This is a genomic window from Pectobacterium polonicum (assembly GCF_005497185.1).
Lineage (GTDB): Bacteria > Pseudomonadota > Gammaproteobacteria > Enterobacterales > Enterobacteriaceae > Pectobacterium > Pectobacterium polonicum.
Genome location: NZ_RJTN01000012.1, coordinates 119,599 through 133,805, shown reverse-complemented (window position 1 = coordinate 133,805; position 14,207 = coordinate 119,599). Strand labels below are relative to the sequence as shown.

Here is a 14,207-nt window from a genome sequence, read left to right as displayed (position 1 = left end):
TGGATGTCAAGAGTAGGTAAGGTTCTTCGCGTTGCATCGAATTAAACCACATGCTCCACCGCTTGTGCGGGCCCCCGTCAATTCATTTGAGTTTTAACCTTGCGGCCGTACTCCCCAGGCGGTCGATTTAACGCGTTAGCTCCGGAAGCCACGCCTCAAGGGCACAACCTCCAAATCGACATCGTTTACAGCGTGGACTACCAGGGTATCTAATCCTGTTTGCTCCCCACGCTTTCGCACCTGAGCGTCAGTCTTTGTCCAGGGGGCCGCCTTCGCCACCGGTATTCCTCCAGATCTCTACGCATTTCACCGCTACACCTGGAATTCTACCCCCCTCTACAAGACTCTAGCCTGTCAGTTTTGAATGCAGTTCCCAGGTTAAGCCCGGGGATTTCACATCCAACTTAACAGACCGCCTGCGTGCGCTTTACGCCCAGTCATTCCGATTAACGCTTGCACCCTCCGTATTACCGCGGCTGCTGGCACGGAGTTAGCCGGTGCTTCTTCTGCGGGTAACGTCAATCGATGAGAGTATTAATCTCACCGCCTTCCTCCCCGCTGAAAGTGCTTTACAACCCGAAGGCCTTCTTCACACACGCGGCATGGCTGCATCAGGCTTGCGCCCATTGTGCAATATTCCCCACTGCTGCCTCCCGTAGGAGTCTGGACCGTGTCTCAGTTCCAGTGTGGCTGGTCATCCTCTCAGACCAGCTAGGGATCGTCGCCTAGGTGAGCCATTACCTCACCTACTAGCTAATCCCATCTGGGCACATCCGATGGCAAGAGGCCCGAAGGTCCCCCTCTTTGGTCCGAAGACGTTATGCGGTATTAGCTACCGTTTCCAGTAGTTATCCCCCTCCATCAGGCAGTTTCCCAGACATTACTCACCCGTCCGCCGCTCGTCACCCAGAGAGCAAGCTCCCCTGTGCTACCGCTCGACTTGCATGTGTTAGGCCTGCCGCCAGCGTTCAATCTGAGCCATGATCAAACTCTTCAATTTAAGATTTGTTTGATTTGCTGAACTCGTCAGCGATGCTCAAAGAATTAGTAACTGTTTATTCGTAATGAATTTACTGTTGTTCACTCTTCAAGACTTTTTATATCGTTAAGATACGGTCTTGTGAGTGCCCACACAGATTGTCTGATTATATTGTTAAAGAGCAGTGCGTTGCGGCCTTAACCGCTTCGCGAGGTGGCGTATGTTACGCTTTTCACCTTCAGAGTCAACGTTTATTTTAAAGCGTTTTCTCTTTCTTTATCGACCCGGTTGTGTGTTCACAGCGCCGTGTCGATGGAGGCGCATTATAGGGAGCCGATTCAGAAGCGCAAGCAAATCTAGTAAACTTTTTTCCGTTTGCGCATCTTTCATTCGTTCCGCTTGTTAACTGCGCGTTTTTATCCATTTTGGCAGCTCTGCGAGGCTTTCCAGCACACCATCAGCCAGTGCTTCGCCCTGCTCGGTAACCGGTTTGCCGGTGCGAACCAGTAATTTATTTCCCACACCAGCGCCAATTGCAGCCTGCATATCCTCTAACTTATCTCCCACCATATAAGACGCAGCCATATCAATGTGCAGCTCGCTCTGTGCGGAAAGCAACATACCAGGCTCAGGCTTGCGACAATCACAGGCCTGCCGATACTCATCTTCGCCAGCTTCAGGGTGATGCGGACAAAAGTAGATGCCATCCAGATCAACACCGCGGTCTGCCAGCGACCAGTCCATCCATTCCGTCAGTTGCATAAACTGATCTTCTGTAAATTTACCGCGGGCGATGCCGGACTGATTCGTCACCACAACCAGCGCGAACCCCATGCTCTTCAACTCGCGCATGGCATCGATAACACCATCTATAAATTGAAAATCGTCAATCTCATGGACATAACCATGATCGACATTGATCGTACCGTCACGATCAAGAAAAATTGCTGGAACGCTTTGTGCCACTGACTTTGCTCCTAAATGGCGGAAATTGCGCAGTAGTATCGCATGTTTTCTCCCACAGAGAGAATGTAGAGCCATGACAATCCCGATTGACTTAGCCGTCTAGACGCCCTAACATCCATTTCATATTCTGTTGATACAGAAACTAATTTATCCAGCCATAGGCACTTACGATAAAAACATATGATTGAACTTTCTAATATTACTAAGGTTTTCCAGCAGAATGGGCGGGCCATTACCGCACTTTCTGATGTCAGCCTTCACGTCCCCACCGGGCAAATCTATGGCGTTATCGGTGCATCGGGCGCAGGTAAAAGCACACTGATCCGCTGCGTCAATTTATTGGAGCGACCGACAGAAGGGAAAGTTCTGGTAGATGGGCAAGAATTGACTCAACTGTCTGATAGCCAACTGACACGCGCTCGCCGTCAAATCGGCATGATTTTTCAACATTTCAACCTGCTCGCTTCGCGTACCGTTTTTGGCAACATTTCGCTACCACTGGAATTGGATAACACACCAAAAGCGGATATTGCCAAGCGCGTGAATGAATTGTTGGAGCTGGTTGGGCTAGCAGATAAACATGACGTGTACCCAGCCAACTTGTCCGGCGGACAAAAACAGCGTGTCGCTATTGCCCGCGCGCTGGCGAGCAATCCCAAGGTTCTGCTGTGTGACGAAGCGACCAGTGCATTAGATCCTGCAACGACGCGCTCGATTCTTGAATTACTAAAAGACATCAATCGCCGTCTTGGCCTAACCATTCTTCTTATTACCCATGAAATGGATGTGGTGAAACGCATTTGCGATCAGGTTGCGGTGATCAGTGACGGACGGCTCATCGAGCAGGACACCGTAAGCGAAGTCTTCTCGCATCCCAAAACGCCGCTGGCGCAGAAATTCATCCAGTCAACGTTACATCTGGATATCCCTGACGATTACCTCACTCGTTTGTCACCAGAGTATCGTCCAGAGACTACGCCATTATTACGGATGGAATTTACTGGCAAATCGGTAGATGCCCCGCTGCTGTCCGAGGTTGCTCGGCGCTTTAACATTAACAACAACATTATTAGTGCTCAGATGGATTATGCCGGTGGCGTCAAGTTCGGCATCATGCTGACAGAAATGCACGGCAACGATGCGGATATCAAAGCCGCAATCCAATTCCTGCAGGAAAGTCACGTTACAGTTGAGGTTCTGGGTTATGTCTGAAGCAATGATGTGGTTAATGGCAAAGGGAGTGTGGGAAACCGTCGCGATGACGTTCGTTTCTGGTTTCTTTGGCTTTGTGCTTGGCTTACCTGTTGGCGTTTTATTGTATACCACACGTCCGGGGCAAATTATTGCCAATCCAAAGCTCTACCGGATCGTTTCTGCACTGGTAAACATTTTCCGCTCGATTCCGTTCATTATTTTGCTGGTCTGGATGATTCCTTTTACCCGCATCATTGTCGGAACCTCTATTGGTCTGCAAGCGGCAATCGTTCCTCTCACCGTAGGTGCAGCACCGTTTATTGCCCGCATGGTGGAAAATGCGCTACTTGAAATTCCAACTGGCCTGATCGAAGCCGCCCGTGCCATGGGTGCAACGCCGATGCAAATCATCAGAAAGATATTACTGCCGGAAGCGTTACCGGGGCTAATTAATGCCGCAACCATCACTCTCATTACGCTCGTAGGCTATTCTGCTATGGGTGGTGCCGTCGGCGCAGGCGGCTTAGGTCAAATTGGTTATCAGTATGGTTATATTGGTTATAACGCGACGGTCATGAATACGGTATTAATATTACTGGTTGTTTTGGTTTACCTGATTCAATTCTGCGGCGACAGGGCAGTAAAAGCTGTCACACATAAGTAATCACCACAATACGCATTTGCCTAAAGGCATCTGCCAAAAACAGTTAATTAGGGGTAAGGATATGGCGATTAAACTGAAATCTATTGCGACCATTGGCGCACTTATTGGTGCTCTGGCGCTAGCGGGATGTGGGCAGGAAGAAAAAAATCCTAATCATATTAAAGTCGGCGTTATTGTTGGCGCAGAACAACAGGTTGCGGAAATCGCGCAAAAAGTGGCGAAAGACAAATACGGCCTGGACGTTGAGTTAGTCACATTTAACGACTACGTATTGCCAAATGAAGCGCTGAGCAAAGGTGACATCGATCTGAATGCTTTCCAGCACAAACCTTATCTGGATCAGCAGATCAAAGATCGTGGTTATAAACTGGTTTCTGTCGGCAACAGCTTTGTCTACCCGATTGCTGGTTACTCCAAAAAAATCAAATCGCTGAACGAGCTGCAAGATGGTGCGCAAATTGCGCTGCCAAACGACCCGACCAATCTGGGCCGCTCCCTGCTGCTGTTGCAAAAAGTCGGCTTGATTAAACTGAAAGATAACGTTGGCCTGCTGCCAACGGTACTGGATGTCACTGAAAATCCGAAAAATATCAAACTGGTTGAACTGGAAGCGCCACAGCTGCCACGTTCTTTAGATGATGCGCAAATCGCGCTGGCTGTCATCAACACCACTTACGCTAGCCAGATTAACCTAACGCCAACTAAAGATGGCCTGTTTGTTGAAGAGAAAGATTCTCCGTATGTAAACCTGCTGGTTTCACGCGAAGACAACAAAGATGCTGAAAGCGTGAAGAAATTCGTTCAGGCTTACCAGTCTGACGAAGTCAATGAAGCAGCCAATAAAATCTTTAATGGCGGCGCAGTGAAAGGCTGGTAATACAGCAATTATACGCTAAATAATTCAAGTTTCAGGACAAACGTTAACGTTTGAACAACGCAAAGCGTTGGCCCGCTAGGACAAGACTTATTGATAAGCCTTGTCACGCCCCCAACGGGGCGAGGCACACGTAAGTGCGCCGAGTAGCGTAACCAACGCACATGCAACTTGAAGTATGACGAGTATATGCGTTTAATTAAAAGATATCTGTAAGACGGGCTACGGCCCGTCTTGTTATTTGTGCAATTGCTTGCTTCAATACTCGCTCTTTGAGAAAAAGCAGAGGAATCCTTTAATGCGTGCTGTTCCCTTTATATTGTTAGCCATGTCGCTGACAGGCTGTTCTTTATTTCAGAAGCCACAGGCACCCGTTCCTCAACCTATTGTTGAAACCAAAACCGTAGAACCCGCTCCGAAACCAAAGCCCCCCGTTCGCCCTGCTCCAGCCGTGCTATATAAAAGCGCTGAAGAATTAGTCGGCAAACCTTTCCGTGATATGGGTGAAGTTTCAGGTTCTTCATGTCAAGTCAGCGCTCAGGACTCTCCTCCCAACACAGCAAATGCACGTAAAAGAATGCAGAACCGCGCAACGGCAATGAAGGCCAATGCGGTTTTACTGCATGAATGCCAAACCGTTAGCGGCGTCGCGGGTTGCTATAGTCAGGTCGTTTGCCAAGGCACCGCGCTGAAAGTCTCTGCGCAATGAGTCAATTTGTTTTCAATCAGATCGGGATTATCCGTTCACCGTATAAAGAAAAATTTGCTATTCCGCGGCAACCGGGTCTGATTGAAGATGGAGGTGGTGAACTTCAGCTATTACCGCCATATAACCAAGCCGACTGTGTGCGGGGGCTAGAAGATTTCAGCCATATTTGGATACTGTTCATCTTTCATCAAACGATGGAAGGCGGCTGGCGTCCAACGGTTCGACCACCGCGTCTGGGAGGAAATACTCGTACAGGCGTTTTCGCTACGCGTTCCACTTTTCGCCCCAACCCTGTCGGTATGTCGCTGGTTGAATTAAAAGGAATCAGCACAAAAGGCGAGGTCATTACGCTCGAATTAGGCAGCCTTGATTTGGTCGATGGCACACCGGTCGTCGATATCAAGCCTTACCTACCTTTTGCAGAAAGCTATCCTCAGGCGCGAGCGGGTTTCGCCCAAATGGCACCCGATGCCACGATGCCGGTATTTTTTTCGCCGCATGCAGAAAACCAGATTGCCGAACACCAAAAGAAATATCCTCAGTTGAAACGCTTTATCTCGCAGGTATTGGCGCAAGATCCGCGCCCCGCCTACCGTAAAGGGGAAAGCGCCACGCGGGAATACACCGTTTTACTGTTGGAATTCAATGTGCGTTGGCGCGTCAGTGGAGAACAAACCGAAGTGTTAAGCCTCGACCCGTCTCACACGTGTTAAGACATGAGTCCAGCAATATATTCTAAAATTGTTCCTGCTCTCTTTTGACACGCTGCCCACGCTGGTAAACTAAACCACTTTTTATGTGCCTTCGGCTGCGCGGCAGCCCTATGCTATTTGTTGTTCTAACGGAACTAAAACCCCATGCGTACTAGCCAATACATGCTCTCCACCCTCAAGGAGACACCAGCCGATGCGGAAGTCATCAGCCATCAGTTGATGCTCCGTGCAGGAATGATTCGTAAACTGGCCTCCGGCCTTTACACCTGGTTGCCGACCGGTTTACGTGTTTTGAGAAAAGTTGAAAACATCGTGCGCGAAGAGATGAACAACGCGGGCGCCATTGAAGTGTCCATGCCGGTTGTTCAACCTGCCGATTTATGGGTGGAAAGTGGACGTTGGGATCAGTATGGCCCAGAACTGCTACGCTTTGTCGATCGTGGCGAACGCCCGTTCGTACTCGGCCCAACACACGAAGAAGTTATTACAGACCTGATTCGTAATGAAATCAGCTCTTACAAGCAGTTACCGCTGAATTTCTTCCAGATTCAGACTAAATTTCGCGATGAAGTTCGTCCGCGTTTTGGCGTGATGCGCTCGCGTGAGTTCCTGATGAAAGATGCCTACTCTTTCCACACGTCACAGGAATCGTTGCAGGTCACCTACGACGCCATGTACGCCGCTTACAGCAAGATTTTCAGCCGTATGGATCTGGATTTCAGAGCGGTTCAGGCGGATACCGGCTCTATCGGTGGTAATGCGTCCCATGAGTTCCAGGTGCTGGCAACCAGCGGTGAAGACGATATCGTTTTCTCAACGGAATCCGACTACGCGGCAAACATTGAACTGGCAGAAGCCGTTGCGCCGAAATTAGGCCGTGCCGAAGCGACGGAAGAGCTGCGTGTGGTTGATACGCCAAACGCCAAGACCATCGCCGAGCTGGTTGAGCAGTTTAAGCTGCCGGTAGAAAAAACGGTGAAAACGCTGTTGGTTAAAGCGACGGAAGAAAGTGGCCATAAACTGGTTGCGTTGCTGGTTCGTGGCGATCACGAACTTAATGAAATCAAAGCAGAAAAAATTGCTCAGGTAGCCAGCCCGCTGACATTCGCAACGGAAGAAGAAATCCGTGCAATCATCGGCGCAGGCCCAGGCTCGCTAGGCCCCGTCAAACTGTCGATTCCTGTCGTCGTCGATCGTACTGTTGCCGCCATGAGCGACTTCAGCGCTGGCGCAAACATTGATGGCAAACACTATTTTGGCATCAACTGGGAGCGTGATGTTGCACTGCCGCAGGTTGCAGATATCCGCAACGTGGTTGAAGGCGACATCAGCCCAGACGATAAAGGTACGCTGCAAATTAAACGCGGTATCGAAGTGGGCCATATCTTCCAACTGGGCAGCAAGTATTCTGAGGCGTTGAAAGCGACCGTTCAGGGCGAAGACGGCCGTAACCAGACGCTGACGATGGGCTGCTACGGTATTGGTGTAACGCGCGTTGTCGCGGCAGCGATTGAGCAAAATCATGATGAACGTGGCATCATCTGGCCAGATGCGATTGCACCTTTCCACGTTGCCATTCTGCCAATGAACATGCACAAATCTTTCCGCGTGAAGGAAGTCGCTGAGGATATCTATCAGCAGTTGCGCGCTAAAGGTATTGAAGTTCTGCTCGACGATCGTAAAGAGCGTCCGGGCGTGATGTTCGCCGATATGGAATTGATTGGCGTACCGCATACCATCGTGATTGGCGATCGCAATCTGGATAGCGAAGAGATTGAATATAAGAACCGTCGGGTCGGTGAAAAGCAAATGATTAAAACCAGCGAAATCATCGATTTCCTGCTGGCGAATATCGTACGCTAATCGCCGTCGGACCGCCCTTTCGTGTGAAAGGGCGAATACAAGCATAAAAAAATGGTGGGTTTCCCCACCATTTTTTATTTCAAGACATCAGCAACTCGTCACGAATTATTCACGAAACAGCTCTTCAATGCTCAACCCCTGAACCTGCAAAATTTCCCGCAGGCGGCGTAAACCTTCGACCTGAATCTGACGAACACGTTCGCGCGTTAAGCCGATTTCACGACCCACATCTTCCAGCGTAGCCGCTTCATACCCTAAAAGGCCGAAACGACGCGCCAACACCTCACGCTGTTTGGCGTTAAGCTCAAACAACCATTTAACGATATTCTGCTTCATATCGTTATCCTGCGTGGTGTCTTCAGGTCCGTTATCTTTTTCGTCAGCCAGAATATCCAGCAGCGCTTTTTCCGAATCACCACCCAACGGGGTATCGACGGACGTAATGCGCTCATTCAAGCGTAGCATGCGGTTGACGTCATCAACGGGCTTATCAAGCTGTTCGGCAATTTCTTCCGCACTCGGCTCGTGATCCAGTTTATGAGACAACTCGCGCGCGGTGCGCAGATAAACGTTGAGTTCTTTGACAATATGGATAGGCAAACGGATGGTGCGGGTTTGATTCATAATCGCCCGCTCTATCGTCTGTCTAATCCACCACGTCGCGTAGGTTGAAAAACGGAATCCTCTTTCTGGATCGAATTTTTCAACCGCACGGATCAGACCAAGATTTCCCTCTTCAATCAGGTCCAGCAATGCCAGGCCACGATTGTTGTAACGGCGGGCAATTTTCACTACCAGCCGCAGGTTACTCTCGATCATTCGGCGGCGCGATGGGATATCACCACGCAGCGCACGTCGTGCAAAATAAACTTCTTCTTCTGCGGTTAAAAGCGGCGAATAGCCGATTTCTCCCAAATAGAGTTGCGTTGCGTCTAGAACACGCTGTGGGACCCCTTGCGATAACAGCTCGTCTTCCGCCGAGTCACTATCATTGGTATCTTCCTCTGCCAGCGCTTTATCGTCAAAAACGTCAAGTCCATTTTCGTCGAAATCGGTATCTTCATGTAACTCGTTAACTTTCAGCGTACTTTGGCTCATAAGTGGCTCCTACCCGTGATCCCTTGGCAGAATACCGAAATACTCTGCCCGATTTATCGCTGCGGCAGAAAACGCAGCGGGTTTACGGATTTCCCCTTGTAACGAATTTCAAAGTGCAAGCGAACTGAGCTGGTGCCTGTACTGCCCATCGTAGCGATTTTTTGTCCTGCCGTGACATCCTGCTGCTCACGGACTAGCATCGTATCGTTATGGGCATAGGCACTGAGGTAGTCATCATTATGCTTGATGATTATCAGATTTCCGTAACCACGTAGTGCATTGCCCGCATACACCACACGCCCACTGGCAGTTGCGGTGATCGGTTGCCCACGTGAGCCGGCGATATCAATCCCTTTATTTCCCCCTTCGGAATCGGAGAAACTATCTATGACTTTCCCATCGGTAGGCCAACGCCAACTGGCGACAGCAGCCGTATTGCTGCTGGCAACAGCCGCTGGTGCGGAAACAGGAGCGGTTGTTGTTGCCCCTGCCGTAGGTAACATCTTACCTACATTCTGTTTACCCTGGTTACCAGAATACGCATTAGTTGACTGAGAATCAACCGATGTAGTTTGTATTTGAGCACTTGATGGCGGCGTCGGTACTCCACCTCGGGTGGCATCGGTTGTTGCCAACATTCCGCCGCCGCTCGTCAGGCCGCCGCCCGATGTATTGTTACCGAGCCCGTTGCCTAAACTCAGCGATTGCCCCACATTCAGACTATATGGCTCAGGAATATTGTTGCGCTGCGCCAGATCCCGGTAGTCATTACCAGTAATCCAGGCAATATAAAACAGGGTGTCTCCCCGCTTAACGGTGTACGAGTTTCCGCCGCTGTAGCTGCCTTTCGGGATATTACCGTAGCTGCGGTTATAAACGATCCGGCCATCGGACGTTGTTGCTACATTTTCACCCGCCGTTGAAATGCGCGGTGGCGGCGCAGATAACATCCCCCCTCGGCTGCCCGTATTTCCGTCAACGCTGCTGATCGGTGCGGATTTGGAATTATTGTTGGAGCATCCAGCCACCCCAAAGACAACCACCATACACGCAGCAATGTGACGCAAATTCATCATTCGGCTTCCCATGCGCCTTACTCCCCTATAACTATAGCGTTCAAAAAAGTAACTCTATCCATCATACTTCAAGTTGCATCGATGCTGGCAATACTCGGCTCATCTGCGAGCTTCATCCTAGCGGGACAACGTTCGGTGTTGTTCAAGGCGCCCCTGTTTTGTCCTGCAACTCGAATTATTTAGGCTATATAACGTTCAAAAAAACAATAATACTCAGAACTCAATTTGGACATGTCTGCTTCACATCTGCTGTCGCTTAACTGACCGTAGCGTAAATGATTGTAGCGTAACCGATATTTTATTCGTTAAGTTGGAACGAGAAAGATCGCTACTTCACCATCGCTGGTGCATAAGCAAAACAGGAGAGGCACCACGATGATTGGATGCTAACAATACCAACAAGTTCGCACCATAAAACCGTTGTATTGAAATTTTAAAGACTTAGCAACACATGCACACCATCGTCACGGTATCAGGCTAATTCGCCTTTGACTAGCGGAACAAACCGAACTGCTTCAACCGTTTGAATAATAAATTCGCCAGCACGGCGCTGAACAACTTGCAGTATTTGCGACTGTTCACCGACGGGCAACACCATTACGCCGCCCTCATCAAGCTGTCCCAACAGGGCCTGGGGAATTTCCGGCGGTGCCGCCGTAACGATAATGGCATCAAATGGCCCACGCGATGCCCACCCCTGCCACCCATCGCCATGACGGGTTGAAATATTGTGCAAATCAAGCTGCTTTAAACGACGTTTAGCCTGCCATTGCAGCCCTTTGATGCGTTCAACGGAGCAAACGTGTCGAACTAAATGCGCTAAAATCGCCGTTTGGTAACCTGAACCGGTGCCAATCTCGAGCACGCGGGATACCGGCGTCAGGTTGAGCAGCTCCGTCATCTTCGCGACCATATAAGGTTGCGAGATAGTCTGGCCGGAGCCGATAGGTAGAGCAGTGTTCTCATACGCTTTATGTTCAAACGCCTCGTCAACAAAGCGTTCTCTGGGTACGGCTTCTATTGCTTTCAGCAGACGTTCATCCTGAATGCCTTGCTGGCGCAGTTGTGCCAGCAACGTTTCTATACGTTTGTTTACCATTCCCCGCCGACCTCAGCTCTGGTTAACCTCGCCACCAATACAGCAATTTTCCCGCACAGGGGTAGACCAGCCGCCGCTATCACGCAGTGACTAGCATTGATTCTCTTCAACTATTTTCTGCAAAAAAGCTTCACTGCGCATCAAGCACCGAGATCGGTATCCTGCTGAGCATGCAGTAATTCACGTACCACACTGGTCGCAAAGCTGCCCGCAGGTAGCCAGAATTTCACGTCTACGGTTGCGTTATCCTGCCATTCCCACTGCATTTGCTGCGGATAGAGCAGCACAGCGCGCCGGGCAGGTTCAACCCGCTCACGTTTGACCAAAGACCATAGCGTTTCTTGTCCGCTCAAGGCCTGTTCTTCAAATACTCGCGCGTCATCCTGCGTACCCAGTTCACCATCACCGGGCAGCGGTGCAGTAATCTGGAGTTCGCCCGCATCAAGACGCGCCTGCAAGGTTTCCAATTCATCAGGTTTAGCAACAAACCAGCTACCGCGACCCGTTAACTGTAACGCGTCGCCACACAAAACGGTTTGCGCTTGCTGTTGCATCAGTCTCGCACTGGCAACCTGATTAAACATCGCACTGCGGCTGGCAGAAAGATAAAAGCTACGCTTACTACGTTCTTTTACCCGAATATCATTATTTGCCCAAAGACGTGCCTGCTCAAGATTATTCCCGTTCCGTCCAAAACGCTGACTACCGAAATAATTAGGGACGCCGTTAGCGGCTATCAGCGCCAAACGCGCTTCCACCTCGTGTCGATCGCTCACCTGACGCAACACCAGAGTAAAATGGTTACCCCGTAGCGTACCAATGCGCAATTTGCGGCGGTGGCGAGTCACCTCAAGTACGTCACAACCGTCAAGTTCCAGCAAAGAGAAATCTGGCGTCTCTTTTCCCGGCATATGCAGGCAAAACCACTGTTCGGTGACAGCATGGCGATCTTTCAGACCCGCATAGCTAACGGCACGCAGCGGCAGACGGGCAAATTTTGCCAGCATCTCAGCTACGAATTGCGTATTGCAGCCGCGCTTACGTACGCGCACCAAAACCTGTTCACCATCACCATCTGGCTGAAACCCCAGATCTTCCACCACCAGAAAATCTTCCGCGGCGGACTTCAATGAGCCAGTAGCCTGTGGTTCACCATGCAGCCAGACGAGCTGTTCGCTATTTTCCATCGTTATCCTACAAGGTGCATAACTGGATGATACGCAGTCATGACATTGTTTCTTATACTGTTAATTTTCTATTATTGACAAGGTGTTGTTGATAAAACATGGCTTATAAAGAGCGGCTTACCACGCAACAATTTCGCCCGTTCCTTTTTTAACGAGCAAGGCAACGGCTTCGCAGGCAATGCCTTCACCACGACCAGTAAAACCCAACTGTTCTGTCGTAGTGGCTTTCACATTGACGTCATCCATGTGGCACTGCAAATCTTCCGCCAGATTCACACGCATTTGCGGAATATGCGGGGCCATTTTCGGTGCCTGCGCAATAATCGTAACGTCCAGATTACCTAGCTGATAGCCCTTTTCATTGATACGACGCCAGGCTTCACGCAGCAGGCCGCGGCTGTCCGCGCCTTTAAAAGCCGGATCGGTATCAGGAAACAGCTTGCCAATATCGCCCAACGCAGCCGCACCTAATAGGGCATCGGTCACCGCGTGTAACACCACATCCCCATCGGAATGCGCCAGCAGGCCTTGAGAATAAGGAATTCGCACGCCACCGATCACCAGCGGACCTTCTCCACCAAACTTATGGACATCAAAACCGTGACCGATACGCATCGCGCGTTCTCCTTATATGTATTTAACGAATAAATTTAGCGAATAAAATGAGGTTACTGCAAACGGGTTAAATAGAATTCGGCCAATGCCAAATCCTCTGGACGCGTGACTTTTATATTATCCGACCGCCCGCTGACAATTTGCGGGCGATAGCCACAATATTCCAGCGCAGAGGCTTCGTCCGTAACGGTAACACCATCCTGAAGCGCACGTTGCAAACACTGTTTCAGCAGCGCCGCAGGGAAAAGCTGTGGCGTCAGCGCATGCCATAAATCGTTACGTTCTACCGTGTGGTCGATAAACCCGTTCGTGCCACGTTTCATGGTATCACGAACCGGTGCGGCCAGAATTCCACCGACGTCACTCTGCTCGACAATCGCCAGCAAGCGCGTCAGATCGTCCTGATGCAGACACGGACGCGCAGCATCATGCACCAACGCCCACGCCGTATCGGCAACGGTAGCCAGCCCAGCCAATACGGAATCCGCACGCTGCTGTCCGCCCGTCACGACACAAATACGGGGATCGTTGGCAATCGCCAGGGTATGAAAGAATACGTCATTCGGGCTAATGGCAACGACGACACGCTGTACTCGCGGGTGGCGCAAAAGCGCATCGATGGTATGTTCAAGAATGGTTTTATGGCCGATCGCATCATTGCCAATCGTCAGGTACTGTTTAGGACGATCGTTCTGCATCCGGCTGCCGTTACCCGCGGCGGGTAAAACAGCAACAATGTCTGGCGGGGAAAGGCGTGATGTCTGCATGCGTCAACGTTGTGTATTATTGGATGAAGTCGAATTGGGTGAAGTTGTATTCACGCTACGATGCCCCGATTCTGGCACCAGACGATAAAAGCTTTCACCAGGCTTGATCATGCCTAGTTCATTACGTGCACGCTCTTCTATCGCCTCTTGTCCGCCATTGAGGTCGTCAATTTCAGCAAACAGTTGTTCGTTGCGGTCTTTTAATTTGGCATTGTTACCCAGTTGGACAACAACATCATCGTTCACCCGAACATAATCGTGAATGCCATTTTTGCCCAGCCACAGTGAGTACTGAAGCCAGCCAAGCAATATCAATAATAACAGCGTAAGCTTTCCCATCCCGCCCCCTGAAAAACCGCCTAATCATCCCATAACTTTTGTTTCGACTCCACTGTGTCCGGTA

Annotated in this window: 14 protein-coding genes and 1 rRNA gene; 6 read left to right on the top strand and 9 right to left on the bottom strand. The window is 50.2% G+C overall.

All coding sequences use genetic code 11. The features are described from left to right. Nucleotides 1–1,000: ribosomal RNA gene (locus EDI29_RS13695) — 16S ribosomal RNA — on the bottom strand; the annotation flags it as partial. 381 nt (nt 1,001–1,381) lie between these two features. After that, entirely contained in the window at nt 1,382–1,945 is a 564-nt protein-coding gene (gmhB, locus tag EDI29_RS13690) for a D-glycero-beta-D-manno-heptose 1,7-bisphosphate 7-phosphatase (RefSeq protein WP_137741318.1), read from the bottom strand. A 180-nt stretch (nt 1,946–2,125) separates the two neighbouring features. Between gmhB and metN the strand changes: the two genes are divergently transcribed. From metN to proS, 6 genes are all read left to right on the top strand, one after another. Beyond that, nucleotides 2,126–3,157 (top strand): methionine ABC transporter ATP-binding protein MetN, encoded by a 1,032-nt coding sequence (gene metN / locus EDI29_RS13685; protein ID WP_137741317.1) that lies wholly within the window; start codon nt 2,126–2,128, stop codon nt 3,155–3,157. Continuing rightward, nucleotides 3,150–3,803 carry a methionine ABC transporter permease MetI gene (locus EDI29_RS13680; RefSeq protein WP_107169054.1) on the top strand — a complete coding sequence of 218 codons (654 nt, stop codon included), beginning with the start codon at nt 3,150–3,152 and terminating at the stop codon, nt 3,801–3,803. Before metN ends, EDI29_RS13680 begins: the two co-directional genes overlap by 8 nt. A 61-nt stretch (nt 3,804–3,864) precedes the next feature. Beyond that, entirely contained in the window at nt 3,865–4,680 is an 816-nt protein-coding gene (locus EDI29_RS13675) for a MetQ/NlpA family lipoprotein (protein WP_137741316.1), read from the top strand. Between the two features lie 295 nt (nt 4,681–4,975). Continuing rightward, nucleotides 4,976–5,386: an Rcs stress response system protein RcsF gene (rcsF, locus tag EDI29_RS13670; protein ID WP_137741315.1), complete on the top strand. Its 411-nt coding sequence runs from the start codon at nt 4,976–4,978 to the stop codon at nt 5,384–5,386. Further along, nucleotides 5,383–6,099 (top strand): tRNA (N6-threonylcarbamoyladenosine(37)-N6)-methyltransferase TrmO, encoded by a 717-nt coding sequence (tsaA, locus tag EDI29_RS13665; RefSeq protein ID WP_137741314.1) that lies wholly within the window; start codon nt 5,383–5,385, stop codon nt 6,097–6,099. Before rcsF ends, tsaA begins: the two co-directional genes overlap by 4 nt. Nucleotides 6,100–6,243: 144 nt before the next feature. Further along, nucleotides 6,244–7,962, top strand: coding sequence for a proline--tRNA ligase (gene proS / locus EDI29_RS13660; protein ID WP_137741313.1), 1,719 nt, complete (start codon nt 6,244–6,246; stop codon nt 7,960–7,962). Nucleotides 7,963–8,067: 105 nt separating this feature from the next. Here proS and rpoS read toward each other — a convergent pair whose 3' ends face one another. The 7 genes from rpoS to ftsB all read right to left on the bottom strand — a co-directional run bounded on the left by rpoS (nt 8,068) and on the right by ftsB (nt 14,143). Then, nucleotides 8,068–9,060, bottom strand: a complete 993-nt coding sequence (rpoS, locus tag EDI29_RS13655) for an RNA polymerase sigma factor RpoS (protein ID WP_107169049.1) — start codon at nt 9,058–9,060, stop codon at nt 8,068–8,070. A gap of 53 nt (nt 9,061–9,113) precedes the next feature. Next, complete coding sequence (gene nlpD, locus EDI29_RS13650) at nt 9,114–10,136, bottom strand: murein hydrolase activator NlpD (RefSeq protein ID WP_193555664.1); 1,023 nt, start codon at nt 10,134–10,136, stop codon at nt 9,114–9,116. A 472-nt stretch (nt 10,137–10,608) separates the two neighbouring features. Continuing rightward, entirely contained in the window at nt 10,609–11,235 is a 627-nt protein-coding gene (locus EDI29_RS13645) for a protein-L-isoaspartate(D-aspartate) O-methyltransferase (RefSeq protein ID WP_107169047.1), read from the bottom strand. 140 nt (nt 11,236–11,375) lie between these two features. Beyond that, entirely contained in the window at nt 11,376–12,422 is a 1,047-nt protein-coding gene (truD, locus tag EDI29_RS13640) for a tRNA pseudouridine(13) synthase TruD (RefSeq protein ID WP_137741311.1), read from the bottom strand. Nucleotides 12,423–12,539: 117 nt separating this feature from the next. Beyond that, complete coding sequence (gene ispF, locus EDI29_RS13635) at nt 12,540–13,037, bottom strand: 2-C-methyl-D-erythritol 2,4-cyclodiphosphate synthase (RefSeq protein WP_137741310.1); 498 nt, start codon at nt 13,035–13,037, stop codon at nt 12,540–12,542. Between the two features lie 53 nt (nt 13,038–13,090). Further along, nucleotides 13,091–13,804: a 2-C-methyl-D-erythritol 4-phosphate cytidylyltransferase gene (gene ispD / locus EDI29_RS13630; protein WP_137741309.1), complete on the bottom strand. Its 714-nt coding sequence runs from the start codon at nt 13,802–13,804 to the stop codon at nt 13,091–13,093. Nucleotides 13,805–13,807: 3 nt separating this feature from the next. Continuing rightward, complete coding sequence (gene ftsB / locus EDI29_RS13625; RefSeq protein ID WP_137741308.1) at nt 13,808–14,143, bottom strand: cell division protein FtsB; 336 nt, start codon at nt 14,141–14,143, stop codon at nt 13,808–13,810. Between the last annotated feature and the right edge of the window lie 64 nt (nt 14,144–14,207).

What these genes read in the sequence shown, in the direction of transcription:
- ftsB (WP_137741308.1), bottom strand. Translation starts at nt 14,143, where the DNA reads ATGGGAAAGCTTACGCTGTTATTATTGATATTGCTTGGCTGGCTTCAG.
- truD (WP_137741311.1), bottom strand. Translation starts at nt 12,422, where the DNA reads ATGGAAAATAGCGAACAGCTCGTCTGGCTGCATGGTGAACCACAGGCT.
- rcsF (WP_137741315.1), top strand. Translation starts at nt 4,976, where the DNA reads ATGCGTGCTGTTCCCTTTATATTGTTAGCCATGTCGCTGACAGGCTGT.
- ispD (WP_137741309.1), bottom strand. Translation starts at nt 13,804, where the DNA reads ATGCAGACATCACGCCTTTCCCCGCCAGACATTGTTGCTGTTTTACCC.
- rpoS (WP_107169049.1), bottom strand. Translation starts at nt 9,060, where the DNA reads ATGAGCCAAAGTACGCTGAAAGTTAACGAGTTACATGAAGATACCGAT.
- EDI29_RS13645 (WP_107169047.1), bottom strand. Translation starts at nt 11,235, where the DNA reads ATGGTAAACAAACGTATAGAAACGTTGCTGGCACAACTGCGCCAGCAA.
- EDI29_RS13680 (WP_107169054.1), top strand. Translation starts at nt 3,150, where the DNA reads ATGTCTGAAGCAATGATGTGGTTAATGGCAAAGGGAGTGTGGGAAACC.
- metN (WP_137741317.1), top strand. Translation starts at nt 2,126, where the DNA reads ATGATTGAACTTTCTAATATTACTAAGGTTTTCCAGCAGAATGGGCGG.
- EDI29_RS13675 (WP_137741316.1), top strand. Translation starts at nt 3,865, where the DNA reads ATGGCGATTAAACTGAAATCTATTGCGACCATTGGCGCACTTATTGGT.
- tsaA (WP_137741314.1), top strand. Translation starts at nt 5,383, where the DNA reads ATGAGTCAATTTGTTTTCAATCAGATCGGGATTATCCGTTCACCGTAT.
- proS (WP_137741313.1), top strand. Translation starts at nt 6,244, where the DNA reads ATGCGTACTAGCCAATACATGCTCTCCACCCTCAAGGAGACACCAGCC.
- nlpD (WP_193555664.1), bottom strand. Translation starts at nt 10,136, where the DNA reads ATGATGAATTTGCGTCACATTGCTGCGTGTATGGTGGTTGTCTTTGGG.
- ispF (WP_137741310.1), bottom strand. Translation starts at nt 13,037, where the DNA reads ATGCGTATCGGTCACGGTTTTGATGTCCATAAGTTTGGTGGAGAAGGT.